Origin of the sequence: Nitratireductor alexandrii (assembly GCF_004000215.1) — a bacterium.
Classification (GTDB): domain Bacteria; phylum Pseudomonadota; class Alphaproteobacteria; order Rhizobiales; family Rhizobiaceae; genus Mangrovimarina; species Mangrovimarina alexandrii.
In genome coordinates this window covers 319,778-333,212 of sequence record NZ_RBVY01000005.1, presented here as the reverse complement: position 1 = coordinate 333,212, position 13,435 = coordinate 319,778, and the positions used below count along the sequence as shown (strand labels likewise).

At 67.8% G+C, this 13,435-nt stretch carries 11 protein-coding genes; all 11 read left to right on the top strand.

What is annotated here, in order from left to right; all coding sequences use genetic code 11:
• Positions 1-3 precede the first annotated feature (3 nt).
• Positions 4-1,458 (top strand): UDP-N-acetylmuramoyl-L-alanyl-D-glutamate--2,6-diaminopimelate ligase, encoded by a 1,455-nt coding sequence (locus EP380_RS13775; protein WP_127599006.1) that lies wholly within the window; start codon positions 4-6, stop codon positions 1,456-1,458.
• The gene (locus EP380_RS13770) at positions 1,455-2,894 is read left to right on the top strand and encodes a UDP-N-acetylmuramoylalanyl-D-glutamyl-2,6-diaminopimelate--D-alanyl-D-alanine ligase (RefSeq protein WP_127599005.1); all 1,440 of its coding nucleotides are present in this window, start codon (positions 1,455-1,457) and stop codon (positions 2,892-2,894) included. Before EP380_RS13775 ends, EP380_RS13770 begins: the two co-directional genes overlap by 4 nt.
• Positions 2,895-2,913: 19 nt before the next feature.
• Positions 2,914-3,996, top strand: coding sequence for a phospho-N-acetylmuramoyl-pentapeptide-transferase (gene mraY / locus EP380_RS13765; protein WP_106571551.1), 1,083 nt, complete (start codon positions 2,914-2,916; stop codon positions 3,994-3,996).
• 2 nt (positions 3,997-3,998) lie between these two features.
• Positions 3,999-5,399: a UDP-N-acetylmuramoyl-L-alanine--D-glutamate ligase gene (gene murD / locus EP380_RS13760; protein ID WP_127599004.1), complete on the top strand. Its 1,401-nt coding sequence runs from the start codon at positions 3,999-4,001 to the stop codon at positions 5,397-5,399.
• Positions 5,399-6,553 carry a putative lipid II flippase FtsW gene (gene ftsW, locus EP380_RS13755; RefSeq protein WP_106571553.1) on the top strand — a complete coding sequence of 385 codons (1,155 nt, stop codon included), beginning with the start codon at positions 5,399-5,401 and terminating at the stop codon, positions 6,551-6,553. The genes murD and ftsW overlap by 1 nt, the downstream gene beginning before the upstream one ends.
• Position 6,554: 1 nt before the next feature.
• Positions 6,555-7,679, top strand: a complete 1,125-nt coding sequence (murG, locus tag EP380_RS13750) for an undecaprenyldiphospho-muramoylpentapeptide beta-N-acetylglucosaminyltransferase (RefSeq protein ID WP_127599003.1) — start codon at positions 6,555-6,557, stop codon at positions 7,677-7,679.
• Positions 7,676-9,082 (top strand): UDP-N-acetylmuramate--L-alanine ligase, encoded by a 1,407-nt coding sequence (gene murC / locus EP380_RS13745; RefSeq protein WP_127599002.1) that lies wholly within the window; start codon positions 7,676-7,678, stop codon positions 9,080-9,082. The genes murG and murC overlap by 4 nt, the downstream gene beginning before the upstream one ends.
• Complete coding sequence (gene murB / locus EP380_RS13740) at positions 9,079-10,041, top strand: UDP-N-acetylmuramate dehydrogenase (protein WP_127599001.1); 963 nt, start codon at positions 9,079-9,081, stop codon at positions 10,039-10,041. Before murC ends, murB begins: the two co-directional genes overlap by 4 nt.
• A gap of 240 nt (positions 10,042-10,281) precedes the next feature.
• Complete coding sequence (locus tag EP380_RS13735; protein WP_127599000.1) at positions 10,282-11,208, top strand: D-alanine--D-alanine ligase; 927 nt, start codon at positions 10,282-10,284, stop codon at positions 11,206-11,208.
• Complete coding sequence (locus tag EP380_RS13730) at positions 11,196-12,125, top strand: cell division protein FtsQ/DivIB (protein ID WP_106571558.1); 930 nt, start codon at positions 11,196-11,198, stop codon at positions 12,123-12,125. Before EP380_RS13735 ends, EP380_RS13730 begins: the two co-directional genes overlap by 13 nt.
• Entirely contained in the window at positions 12,122-13,432 is a 1,311-nt protein-coding gene (gene ftsA / locus EP380_RS13725; protein ID WP_106571559.1) for a cell division protein FtsA, read from the top strand. Before EP380_RS13730 ends, ftsA begins: the two co-directional genes overlap by 4 nt.
• The last annotated feature ends 3 nt before the right edge of the window (positions 13,433-13,435 follow it).

Genomic DNA, 13,435 nt, shown 5'->3' with positions numbered 1-13,435 from the left:
TACATGAAGCTCAGCGACCTTGCCGATCTCTTCCCCGACAACACCGTGCCGAGCGGCGGGGTCGCGCTCGCCGGGCTCAGCTCGGATTCGCGGGCGGTCGGCCCCGGCTTTCTGTTCGCCGCGCTGAAAGGCGTGAAGACGGACGGCATGGCCTATGCGCGCCAGGCCGCCCAGGCGGGCGCGGTCGCCATCCTGGCCGGGCCGGACGCGGATGCGGCGGATCTCGACATACCGGTTCTTCGCGTCTCCGACCCGCGCCGCACGCTGGCGCTGGCGGCGGCGCGCTTTTATGCCGGCCAGCCCGAAACCATGGTCGCGGTGACGGGCACGGCCGGCAAGACCTCCGTCGCCTCCTTCGTGCGCCAGATCTGGGAGCGCACCGGCCAAAAGGCCGCCAGCATCGGCACCACCGGGCTGAGCGCGCCCGGCCGCGAGGAATACGGATCGCTGACCACGCCGGACCCGGTGGCGCTGCAGAAATTGTTGCGCGAACTGGCCGATGCCGGCGTCACCCATGCCGCGATGGAAGCCTCCAGCCACGGGCTCGACCAGCGCCGCCTCGACGGGGTGCGGCTTGCCGCGGCCGCGTTCACCAATCTGGGGCGCGACCATCTCGACTACCACCCGACGCTCGAAGACTATCATCGCGCCAAGATGCGCCTGTTCGACACGCTGTTGCCGAAGGGGGCGGCGGCGGTCGTGTTCGCCGACGATCCCTGGTCGGCGGCCACCATCGAGGCGGCCGAACGCGCCGGCTGCAAGGTGTTGACCGTCGGCCGCCGCGGCAAATTCATGAGCCTGAAGCGCGTCGAGCACGAGCGCCAGCGCCAGCGTGCCGAAATCGAGGCGGACGGCAAGATTCACGAGATCGTGCTGCCGCTCGCCGGCGATTTCCAGATCGCCAACGCGCTGGTGGCCGCCGGGCTGGCGGTCGCGACGGGTACCGAGACCGAGGCCGCGCTGCGGGCGCTGGAAGATTTGCGCGGCGCCTCGGGCCGGCTCGAACTGGTCGGCCAGACCGGTGCCGGCGCGCCGGTCTATGTCGACTACGCCCACAAGCCCGAGGCGCTCGAAAACGCGCTTTCCGCGGTGCGGCCGTTCACCACCGGCCGGGTGGTGGTCGTGTTCGGCTGCGGCGGCGACCGCGACCGCGGCAAGCGGCCGATCATGGGCGCGATCGCGACGCGGCTCGCCGACGTGGCGATCGTGACCGACGACAATCCGCGCAGCGAGGTGCCGGCGGAAATCCGCGCCGAAATCCTCGCCGCCGCGCCGGGCGCGGTCGAGATCGGCGACCGGCGCGAGGCGATCCGCACGGCGGTCTCGATGCTGCGTGCCGGCGACACGCTGGTGGTGGCCGGCAAGGGACACGAGGAGGGGCAGACGATCGGCGAGGTGACCCATCCGTTCTCCGATCACGCCGAACTCCGCAAGGCATTGGCGGAGCAGCGGACATGAGCGAATTGTGGACGGCGGAGGCGATGGTCGCGGCCATGGAAGGCCGCCCGTTCGGGCAGTTGCCCAAATCGGTTTCCGGCGTTTCGATTGATACGCGCACGCTCAATCCGGGCGAGGCGTTTTTCGCCATCAAGGGCGAGACCTTCGACGGCCACGATTTCGCGACCGCGGCGGTTGCCGCCGGCGCGGCGCTGCTTGTGGTCTCCGAAGGGCGCCTGCCGGGGCTCGGTCGGCTGACCTGTCCGATGATCGTCGTCGGCGACGTGCTCATCGCGCTGGAACGGCTGGCAGAAGCCAGCCGCCGGCGCTCGAAGGCCAAAATCATCGCCGTCACCGGCTCGGCCGGCAAGACCACGACCAAGGAAGCGCTCAGGCGCGCGCTTTCCGGTTCGGGCACGGTGCACGCGGCGGAACGCTCCTTCAACAATCATTGGGGCGTGCCGCTGACCCTGGCGCGTATGCCCGCGGACACCGATTTCGGCGTGTTCGAGATCGGCATGAACCATGCCGGCGAAATCCGCCCGCTGGTCAAGCTGGTGCGCCCGCATGTGGCGATCGTCACCCTTGTCGCGGCCGCGCATCTCGGCCATTTCCATTCGCTCGACGACATCGCCCGCGCCAAGGCCGAGATTTTCGAGGGGCTGGAGCCGGACGGCCATGCGCTGATCAACCGCGACGACGCGCGCTGGCGCATCCTGCGAAAGGCCGCCAAGGATGCCGGCGTAAAGCATATTCACGGCTTCGGCGAGCATGCCCGCGCCACCTACAGGCTGGTCCAGGCGGTTCTGAAGCCCGATCATTCGAGCATCACCGCGCGGATCGGCGGCAGCGAAATCGTGGCGCGGATCGGCGCGCCTGGCCGGCATATGGTGCAAAACGCGCTCGCGGTGCTGGGCGCGGCGCATCTGGTCGGCGCCGATGTCGCCAAGGCGGCCGGCGCGCTCGGCGCCTTCCAGGCGGAAAAGGGCCGCGGCGCGCGCCATGTGCTTGCCCATCCCGACGGGCCGGTCACGCTGATCGACGAAAGCTACAACGCCAACCCGGCCTCGATGAAGGCGGCGATCGCGCTGCTTGCCGGCACGCAGACCGGCCAGGACGGACGCCGGATCGCGGTTCTGGGCGACATGCTCGAACTCGGCGCGCATTCGGCCGGGGAACATGCCGGGCTCGCCGAGGCGATCCTGGAGGCCGGGATCGACCGGGTCTATCTGGCCGGCGAGGCGATGGCGGCCCTGCGCGACGCGCTTGCACAGCATGTCGCGGTCGACTATCGCCCGACGCGCGAGGAATTGCAGCCGGTGCTGGTCGCCGGGGTCGGGGGCGGCGACGCGGTGATGGTCAAATCGTCGCTTCGGCTCGGCTTTGCCGGGCTGGTCGACGCGCTTTTGGAAAAATATCCTCCGCAACAGACTTCGACCGCGGCGGACGAGGGGTGAAGAGGGGGATTTCCAGCACATGCTCACCTTGCTGGTAAGTGCGGCCGACCAGTTCTCGGTCTTCAACGTCTTTCGCTACATCACCTTCCGCACGGGAGGCGCGCTGATCACGTCGGCGCTGATCGTGTTCATGTTCGGACCGGTGATCATCAATTCGCTGCGCGTGCGCCAGGGCCGCGGCCAGCCGATCCGCGCCGACGGGCCGCAGACCCATTTCAAGAAAGCGGGCACGCCGACCATGGGCGGCCTGATGATCATGACCGGCATCATCTGCTCGTCGCTTTTGTGGGCAAATCTGTCGAGCGTCTATGTCTGGACCGTGCTCCTGGTCACGCTGCTGTTCGGCGCGATCGGCTTTTACGACGACTACATGAAGGTGACGAAGCAGTCGCATCTCGGCATATCGGGCAAAGTGCGGCTCCTGGCGGAATTCCTGATCGCCGGCACCGCGGCCTGGATCATCATGCGCAACGGCCAGGCGCCGTTCTCCTCATCGCTCACCTTTCCCTTCTTCAAGGACCTGATCATCAATCTGGGCATCTTTTTCGTGCCGTTCGCCGCCTTCGTCATCGTCGGGGCCGGCAACGCGGTCAATCTCACCGACGGTCTCGACGGGCTCGCCATCGTGCCGGTGATGATCGCGGCCTCGTCCTTCGGCGTCATCGCCTATCTTTCCGGCAACGCGGTCTTCGCCGACTATCTGCAGATCCATTTCGTGCCGGGCACGGGCGAGCTGGCCGTGGTGCTGGGGGCCGTCATCGGTGCCGGGCTCGGGTTTTTGTGGTTCAACGCGCCGCCGGCCGCCATCTTCATGGGCGATACCGGCTCGCTGGCGCTGGGCGGCCTGATCGGCACGATCGCGATCGCCACCAAACACGAGATCGTGCTGGCGATCATCGGCGGGCTGTTCGTGATGGAGGCGCTGTCGGTCATCATCCAGGTGGCGGTGTTCAAGATGACGGGCAAGCGCGTCTTCCTGATGGCGCCGATCCACCATCATTTCGAGAAGATGGGCTGGACGGAAAGCCAGATCGTGATCCGCTTCTGGATCATCGCGGTCATCCTGGCGCTGATCGGCCTGTCGACGCTGAAGCTGAGATAGAGATGATCGCAGCGCGCAGTTTCAACGGCAAGACCGTCGCCCTGTTCGGGCTCGGCGGGTCGGGCATCGCCACGGCGGCCGCGCTCGCCGCCGGCGGGGCGCGGGTGATCGCCTGGGACGACAATCCCGAAAGCGTGGCGCGGGCCGGGCGCGAGGCGATCGCCACGCAGGACCTGCGCGCCATCGACTGGAGCGGCGTTGCCTCGCTGGTTCTGTCGCCCGGCGTGCCCCTGACCCATCCCAAGCCGCACTGGAGCGTGGAGCTGGCGCGGGCTGCCGATGCCGAGATCATCGGCGATGTCGAACTGTTTTCGCGCGAGCGCGCCGCACGCGCGCCCGACGCGCCGTTCATCGCGATCACCGGCACAAACGGGAAATCGACCACGACCGCGCTGATCGGGCATATCCTGACCCATAGCGGTCGCGATGCGCAGATCGGCGGCAATATCGGGCGCGCGGTGATGACGCTCGATCCGCCGGCCGCCGGCCGCTCCTACGTGGTGGAATGTTCGTCCTTTCAGATCGACCTGGCGCCCTCGATCCGGCCGACCGCCGGCATCCTGCTCAATCTTTCGCCCGACCATCTCGACCGCCACGGCACCATGCAGCATTACGCCGCGATCAAGCAGCGGCTGGTCGCCGGCAGCGATCTGGCGATCGTCGGCGTCGACGACGTGTGGGGCGCGCAGATCGCCGACCGGCTCGAACAGACCGGCGCCGAGCTGGTTCGTATCTCCAAGCGCCTGGCGCTCGCCAACGGGCTGTTTGCCGAAGGCACGGAACTGAAGCAGGCCCGCGAGGGCAAGGTGCGCCGGCTCGCCTCACTGGCCGGAATCGGTGCGCTGCGCGGTCAGCACAACGCCCAGAACGCGCTCGCCGCGATCGCCGCCTGCCGCAAGATCGGCGTCTGCGACGCCGACATCCAGGCGGGGCTTGCGAGCTTCCCCGGCCTGGTCCACCGCATGGAGCAGGTGGCGCGGCGCGGACATGTGCTGTTCGTCAACGATTCCAAGGCCACCAACGCCGATGCCGCGGCCCCTGCGCTGTCGAGCTATCCGCGCATCTACTGGATTGCCGGCGGGCTCGCCAAGGAGGGCGGCATCGAGCCGCTGCGCGGCCTGTTTCCGCGTGTCGCCAAGGCGTATCTGATCGGCGAGGCGGCGCCGGCCTTTTCGGCGACGCTGGGCGACATGGTGCCCTACGAAATCGCCGGCACGCTCGACGCCGCGGTCGCCCATGCGGCCGCCGACGCGCAGAACGACCCGGCCGGCGAGGCGGTTGTGCTGTTATCCCCGGCTTGCGCAAGCTTCGATCAGTATAGGAATTTCGAGGTGCGCGGCGACGCCTTCAAGGCTGCCGTGCGCGGCCTTGCCAATATCGAACCGATCGGAGGGACAAGCTGATGGTCAGTCGTGTCGACAAAGGGCCGGTCGCCAATTGGTGGTGGACGGTCGATCGCTGGTTTCTGGCCGCCTTTTTAAGCCTGATGGTGCTTGGCGTCGTGTTGTCCTTCGCGGCCAGCCCGGCAGTGGCCGAGCGCATCGGCCTGTCGGAATTCCATTTCGTGGAACGCCAGATCATCTTCATGCTGCCGGCGGTCGGCGCCATGCTCGCGGTCTCCTTCCTGTCGCCGCGCAACATCCGCAGGCTGGCGCTGGTCATGCTGGCCGGGTCGCTGGTCGCAATGGTGCTGGTGCTTTTCGTCGGGGTCGAGGTCAAGGGCGCGCGGCGCTGGATCTCGCTTCTGGGCGTCTCCGTCCAGCCGTCGGAATTTCTCAAGCCGGCCTTCGTGGTGATCTGCGCGTGGCTGTTTGCCGAACATGCGCGCCAGCCCGACATTCCCGGCAATCTGTTCGCCATCATCCTTCTGGGCCTGGCGCTGGCATTGCTTGTCGCCCAGCCCGATCTCGGCCAGACCATGCTGGTGCTGGGCACCTGGGGGGCGATGTTTTTCCTGGCCGGCATGCCGTGGCTGTGGATCGCCGTGCTCGGCGGTCTCGGCGCGGCCGGCGCGGTCGCCGCCTATTCGATCTTCCCGCATGTCGCCGACCGTATCGACCGCTTCGTCACCGGCGAGGGCGACACGTTTCAGGTCGATACCGGGCGCGAGGCGATCATCCGCGGCGGCTGGTGGGGCGAGGGCCCCGGCGAGGGCACCGTCAAGCGCATTTTGCCCGACAGCCACACCGACTTCATCTTCGCCGTGGCGGCGGAGGAGTTCGGCATCGTTTTATGCTTCATCATCGTCGGCCTGTTCGCCTTCGTCGTGCTGCGCGGCTTGCGCTCGGCGCTGCGCGAGGAGGACGATTTCGTCCGCTACGCCGTCTGCGGGCTGGTCGTGCTTTTGGGCTTCCAGTCGGTCATCAACATTTCCGTCAATCTCCAGCTGATGCCGGCCAAGGGCATGACGCTGCCGTTCATCTCCTATGGCGGCTCGTCGCTGATCGCGATGGCGATCTCGATGGGCATGGTGCTGGCGCTGACGCGACGCCGGCCGGAACGGCGCAAGACGTCGGATTTCCCGTTCGCGCCCGGCAGCGCCTTCGCGGCCAAGTAGGATGAGCCGCGGAACCATCCTGCTGTCGGCCGGGGGCACCGGCGGCCATCTGTTTCCGGCCGAGGCGCTGGCGCACGCGCTCAAGGCGCGCGGCTGGAGCGTGCATCTGGCCAGCGACGACCGCGCCGCCCGTTATGCCGGCTCCTTTCCCGCCGACGGTCATCACGAGATCACCTCGGCCACGATCGGCTCGCGCAACCCGCTCGCGGTCGCGCGCGCCTTCTGGGCGCTGTGGCGCGGTTATCGCGAGGCCTCGGCGCTGCTGCAGCGGCTGAAGCCGAAGGCGGTGGTCGGCTTCGGCGGCTATCCGACCCTGCCGCCCGTCTTCGCCGCGACCCGGCGCGGCATCCCCACCCTGATCCACGAGCAGAACGCGGTGATGGGACGGGCCAACCGGGCGCTGTCGACCCGTGTGACCGCCATCGCCGGCGGGTTTTTGAAGGCCGAGGGGGCGCTGGCCGGCCGGATCGTTGAGACCGGCAACCCCGTGCGCCCGGCCGTGATCGAGGCCGCCGCCACGACGTACCGGCCGCCGGCGCCCGACGCGCCGTTCGCGCTTCTGGTGTTCGGCGGCAGCCAGGGCGCGCAGTTTTTCTCGCAAGCCGTGCCGCCGGCCATCGCGGCCCTGCCCGACGAGGCGCGCCGGCGCCTGCGCGTCACCCAGCAGGCCCGGCCGGAAGACGAGGCGGCGGTGCGCGCGGCCTATGAGGCGATGGGCGTCGCGGCCGAGATATCGCCGTTCTTCACCGACATGGCGGCGCGGATCGCGCGCGCGCATCTGGTGATCGCGCGCGCCGGCGCGTCGACCGTGTCAGAAATCGCGGCGATCGGGCGCCCGGCGCTGCTGGTGCCTTATCCGTATGCGCTCGATCACGACCAGGCGGCCAACGCCGCCGCGCTGGAGGCGGCCGGCGGGGCGGAAGTCCATGCCCAGGCGACGCTGACGCCGCAGACACTGCGCGACCTCCTCGACGGCTTGATGCGCGATCCCGCGAGACTGGGCGCCATCGCGGCGGCCGCCAGGACGGCCGGCAAGCCGGATGCGACCCGGTTGCTCGCCGACTTGACGGACGTTATTGCGTCGGGTCTGTCGGTTGACGCATTCAAGCAAGGAGTCCGATCATGAAGATGCCCGAGACGATCGGCCTGGTTCATTTCGTCGGCATCGGCGGCATCGGCATGAGCGGCATCGCCGAGGCGCTCGACAATCTCGGTTACGAGGTGCAGGGCTCCGACCAGTCCGACAACGCCAATGTGCAGCGGCTGCGCGACAAGGGCATCCGCGTTTTCGTCGGCCACGACGCGGCCAATCTCGGGGAGGCCGAGGTGGTGGTGGTGTCGACGGCGATCAAGAAGGACAATCCCGAGCTCGCCGCCGCGCGCGAACGCCTCCTGCCGGTGGTCCGGCGCGCCGAGATGCTGGCCGAACTGATGCGCTTCCGCCAGGCGGTGGCCATCGGCGGCACCCATGGCAAGACCACAACGACATCGATGGTGGCCACGCTGCTCGATGCCGGCGGACTCGATCCGACGGTGATCAATGGCGGCATCATCAACGCCTACGGCACCAATGCGCGTATGGGCGAAGGCGATTGGATGGTGGTCGAGGCCGACGAGAGCGACGGCACCTTCTTGAAGCTGCCGGCCGAGATCGCGGTGGTGACCAATATCGATCCCGAGCATCTCGACCATTACGGCAGTTTCGACGGCGTGCGCGAGGCGTTCCGCCAATTCGTCGAAAACGTGCCGTTTTACGGGTTCGGCGTGATGTGTATCGACCATCCCGAGGTGCAGGCGCTGGTTTCGCGCATCGAGGACCGGCGCGTCATCACCTATGGCGGCAATCCGCAGGCCGCCGTTCGGTTCGAAAATGTCAGCACGGAGGGAACCCATTCCCTGTTCGACATCGTCGTGCGCGACCGCAAGACCGGTCGGGTCAGCGACATTCGCGGCCTGCGCCTGCCGATGCCCGGCCGTCACAATGTCGCCAACGCGACGGCGGCGATCGCGGTGGCGCACGAACTGGGTATTTCGGCCGACGACATCCGCAAGGGGCTGCTATCGTTCGGCGGTGTCAAGCGGCGCTTCACCCCGACCGGCACCTGGAACGGGGTCCATTTTTTCGACGATTACGGCCATCACCCGGTCGAGATCTCCGCGGTTCTGGACGCCGCCCGCGAGACCTGCAAGGGCCGCGTCATCGCGATAGCGCAGCCGCACCGCTTCACCCGGCTGCACGATCTGTTCGACGATTTCGCCTCCTGCTTCAACGATGCCGACACGGTTCTGGTGGCGCCCGTCTATGCGGCGGGCGAAGACCCGATCGACGGCGTGTCGGCCGAGACGCTGGTGGCGCGCATGCGCGCGGGCGGCCACCGCGACGCGCGCGCGATCGCCGGGCCGCAGGCGATCGCGCCGATCGTGCGCGATCTCGCCCGCGACGGCGACTACGTGATCTTTCTGGGCGCCGGCAACATCACTCAATGGGCCTATCAGGTGCCCGAGGCGCTTGCCGGGGGCGGGGCATGAGCGGTGCGGCGCTCCTGGAGCGGCTGGGAGACCGGCTTTCGGCCGTGCGCGGGCGCATCACGCCCGACGCGGCCATGGACAAGATCACCTGGTTTCGGGCCGGCGGCACGGCGGATGCGCTGTTCCAGCCCGCCGACGAACAGGATCTGGCCGCGTTCTTGAAAGCGGTGCCGCACGACATCCCGATCACCGTCGTCGGCATCGGTTCCAACCTGCTGGTGCGCGAGGGCGGCATTCGCGGGTTCGTCGTCAGGCTGTCGGCCAAGGGGTTCGGCGCGGTGCAGGCGATCGGCGACGATCGCCTTCGCGCCGGCGCGGCGGCGCCCGACAAGCGCGTGGCGGCCGTGGCGCTCGAGGCCGGTCTCGGCGGCTTCCATTTTTATCACGGCATTCCCGGCGGCATTGGCGGGGCGCTGCGCATGAATGCCGGCGCCAATGGCGTGGAGACGCGCGAGCGCGTCGTGGAAGTGCGCGCGCTCGACCGCGACGGTACGCTCCACGTCCTTTCGGATGCCGATATGGGATATGCCTATCGCCATTCGGCCGCGCCGAAGGACCTGATCTTCACCGAGGCGATTTTCGCCGGCGAGCCCGCCGATAAGGACGAGATCAGGGCGGCGATGGACGCCGTCCAGCATCATCGCGAGACCGTGCAGCCGATCCGCGAGAAGACCGGCGGCTCGACCTTCAAGAACCCGGAAGGAACGTCGGCCTGGAAGGAGATCGACAAGGCCGGCTGCCGGGGCCTGATGATCGGCGGCGCGCAGATGTCGCCCATGCATTGCAATTTCATGATCAACACCGGCACCGCGACCGGATACGATCTCGAGCTTCTGGGCGAGACCGTGCGCGCCCGGGTGCTGGAACATTCCGGCATCAGGCTGACCTGGGAAATCCGGCGCATCGGCGCCTTCAAGCCCGGTCACGAGATCGACGAGTTCCTGGGGCAGATGCTGTAGCCGGCACCCTTGCCGCGAGGCGCGCCGCGCCGAAGCGGGCAATCCGGGCACGAGCGGCCGCAACCCGACATTCCAGACTTGCCAGCGGGCTAAAGCTCTGATTCTTTGGGGCCAAGCGTTTCCTGATTTGAGTCGTTTCACGCGTTCGCCGCGTTTTTGACTGGGGGGTCTTCCGCCGGTGGACTCGGACTCAAACCCGGATTGCGCGGAGAGGCCCGCCGAAGCAGGGGAAGTCTGGGTATGGCGAAAAAACACGTTGCCGTTCTGTTGGGGGGCTTTTCCTCCGAGCGGCCTGTTTCGCTGTCGTCGGGCAAGGCCTGCGCGGACGCGCTGGAGGGCGAGGGGTATCGCGTCACGCGGGTCGATGTCGGCCGCGATCTCGGCCGGGTGCTGGCCGAGCTGCGGCCCGATGTCGCCTTCAACGCGCTGCACGGGCCGTTCGGCGAGGACGGCAAGGTTCAGGGCATCCTCGAATATCTCGAAATTCCCTACACTCATTCCGGCGTGTTGGCCTCGGCGCTGGCCATGGACAAGGAAAAGGCCAAACTCGTCGCCAGGGCGTCGGGTATTCCGGTCGCCGAATCGAAGATCCGCAACCGTTTCGAGATCGGCTCCCGGCATCCCATGAAACCGCCTTACGTGGTCAAGCCGGTCAATGAGGGGTCGAGCTTCGGCGTCGTCATCGTCAAGGCCGATCAGCCGCATCCGCCGCAAATCATCCAGTCGGACGACTGGAAATACGGCGACGTCGTCATGATCGAGCGATTCGTGCACGGGCGCGAATTGACCTGCGCGGTGATGGGCGACGTGGCGCTCGGCGTCACGGAAATCGTGCCGGTGGGCCATTCCTTCTACGACTACGATGCAAAGTATGCGGCAGGGGGCTCAAAACACGAATGCCCCGCAAAAATTTCACCGAATATTTACCAAAAAATACAGACACTCGCGCTCAAGGCTCACCAAGCCATCGGCTGCCGGGGCGTGACCCGGTCCGACTTCCGCTACGACGACCGCCATTCGGACAATGGCGAGCTGATCTGGCTCGAGGTCAACACGCAGCCGGGCATGACGCCGACATCGCTCGTGCCGGAACTGGCCGCGCATGCCGGGCACGGGTTTGGTGAGTTGCTGCGTTGGATGGTGGAGGACGCTTCGTGTTTGCGTTGAGACCGGCAAAAAACCGCAAAACGGGCGCTTCGCTCCCGTCGCGGACGCTTGCCGGCTTTTCGGACGGCGTTCTGCCGCCATTGCTGCGCCGGCCGGCGCGCTTCCTGTCGCGCCTGGATGTCGATGCGGTCGAAGTGCCGCGTCACGCCATGCTGGTCGTCACGCTCGGCATGCTGGCGGCGACCGGCGCCTATGGCGCCGTCCTCGGCGGCCATACGCCGTCGATCGTCAAGGCGGTGACCGCGCGCAGCGGCTTCGCGGTCAACGATGTTCGCATTTCAGGTCATGTCGAAACGTCCGAGATCGACATTCTCGGCCGGCTGGAACTCGACGGATGGACCTCGCTGGTCGGGTTCGACGCCGACACCGCGCGCACGCGGATCGCCGCCATGCCGTGGGTGCGCTCGGCCTCGGTGCGCAAGATCTATCCCGACGCGATCGAGATCGAGATCGTCGAGAAACAGCCGTTCGCGATCTGGCAGCGCGGCAGCGACCTGACGCTGATCGAGCGCGACGGGGCCGAGATCGCGCCCTATCGCAGCGACCGCTACGCCCAGCTGCCGCTGGTGGTGGGCACGGGCGCGGCCGAGCGCGCGCAGGCAATCGTGCGCAAGCTTGCGGCCCATCCCGCGCTTGCCGGGCGCGTCAGGGGGTTCGTGCGGGTGGCCGATCGGCGCTGGGATTTGCGGCTCGCCAACGGCGTGACCGTCAAGCTGCCGGAGAACGAGGAAGACCGCGCGATCGCCGAACTGGCCGCGCTCGAGCGCACGCACGGGCTTTTGGAACGCGATATCGCCGCCGTCGACATGCGGCTGGAGGACCGTCTGGTAGTCAAGCTGACGCCCGAAGGGGCGGAGCGGCGCGACGCGGCCTTGAGCGGGCGCATCAAGGGCAAGCGCAAGGGGCGATCGATATGAGCTGGCTTGCCGCCCCCCGCGATACCGCCGCCCGCCGCTCCGGCGTGGTGACCGTGCTCGATGTCGGATCGAGCAAGATCTGCTGCATCATCGGCAAGCTCAGGCCGGCCGAAGGCGGCCAGCTTTTGAAGGGGCGCACGCACCAGGTCCGCATCGTCGGCATCGGCCACCAGAAATCGCAGGGCGTGAAGTCCGGCATGGTCGTCGATCTCGACCGCGCCGAGCACGCCATTCGATTGGCGGTCGACGCGGCCGAGCGGATGGCGGGCGTCACCGTCGATTCGCTGATCGTCAACCTGTCGGCCGGCCGGTTGAAAAGCGAGGTTTCGACCGCCACGGTCAATCTCGGCGGCCATGCCGTCGACGCCTCCGACATCAAGAAGGTGCTCGCCGCCGGCGCCAAGCAGGCCCTGGAGGCCGAGCGCGAATTGTTGCACTCGCTGGCCGTCGGGTTTGCGCTCGATGCCGAACGCGGCATCCGCGATCCGCGCGGCATGGTCGGCGAGACGCTGGGCGTCGACATGCATGTGCTGACCGCGGACGCGGCGCCGATTCGCAATCTCGAACTGTGCATCAACCGTGCCCATTTGTCGGTCGAGCGCATGGTGGCCACGCCCTATGCGAGCGGCCTGGCGGCGCTGGTCGACGACGAGGCCGAGCTTGGCGCGGCCTGCATCGACATGGGCGGCGGCACCACGACGCTGTCGGTGTTTGCGGAAGGAAAATTCGTTCACGCCGAATCGATTCCGGTCGGCGGCAACCATGTGACCCTCGATCTGGCGCGCGGCCTGTCGACCAGCGTCGAGGTGGCCGAGCGTTTCAAGGTCATGCACGGCTCGGCGCTGCCGAGCACCGCCGACGAGCGCGACATCGTCAATGTCCCCTCGGTCGGCAGCGGCGACGGCGACGAGCCGCTGCAGGTGCCGCGCGCGGTGATGACGCGCATCATCCGCGCGCGAGTCGAGGAGACGCTGGAACTGGTGCGCGAGCGGCTGGGACGTTCGGGTTACGGCAGCACGATCGGCAAGCGCGTGGTTCTGACCGGCGGCGCGAGCCAGCTGGTCGGCCTGCCGGAGGCGGCGCGGCGCATATTGGGACGCAGCGTGCGCATCGGGCGACCGCTCGGCGTGGCCGGTCTTCCCGAGGCGGCCAAGGGACCGGCCTTCGCGGCTGTGGCCGGACTGATGATCTATCCCCAGGTGGCCTCGTTCGAAAACAGCCGGGTTTCGAAGTTCATGGGCATGCGCGCGACCGGAACGGGCGGGCGGTTCCTGCGTATGGGTCAATGGTTGAGAGACAGTTTCTAACTT

Coding starts and splice junctions, on each gene's coding strand:
- murB (WP_127599001.1), top strand. CDS start 9,079: ATGAGCGGTGCGGCGCTCCTGGAGCGGCTGGGAGACCGGCTTTCGGCC.
- ftsA (WP_106571559.1), top strand. CDS start 12,122: ATGAGCTGGCTTGCCGCCCCCCGCGATACCGCCGCCCGCCGCTCCGGC.
- murD (WP_127599004.1), top strand. CDS start 3,999: ATGATCGCAGCGCGCAGTTTCAACGGCAAGACCGTCGCCCTGTTCGGG.
- mraY (WP_106571551.1), top strand. CDS start 2,914: ATGCTCACCTTGCTGGTAAGTGCGGCCGACCAGTTCTCGGTCTTCAAC.
- EP380_RS13775 (WP_127599006.1), top strand. CDS start 4: ATGAAGCTCAGCGACCTTGCCGATCTCTTCCCCGACAACACCGTGCCG.
- murC (WP_127599002.1), top strand. CDS start 7,676: ATGAAGATGCCCGAGACGATCGGCCTGGTTCATTTCGTCGGCATCGGC.
- ftsW (WP_106571553.1), top strand. CDS start 5,399: ATGGTCAGTCGTGTCGACAAAGGGCCGGTCGCCAATTGGTGGTGGACG.
- murG (WP_127599003.1), top strand. CDS start 6,555: ATGAGCCGCGGAACCATCCTGCTGTCGGCCGGGGGCACCGGCGGCCAT.
- EP380_RS13735 (WP_127599000.1), top strand. CDS start 10,282: ATGGCGAAAAAACACGTTGCCGTTCTGTTGGGGGGCTTTTCCTCCGAG.
- EP380_RS13770 (WP_127599005.1), top strand. CDS start 1,455: ATGAGCGAATTGTGGACGGCGGAGGCGATGGTCGCGGCCATGGAAGGC.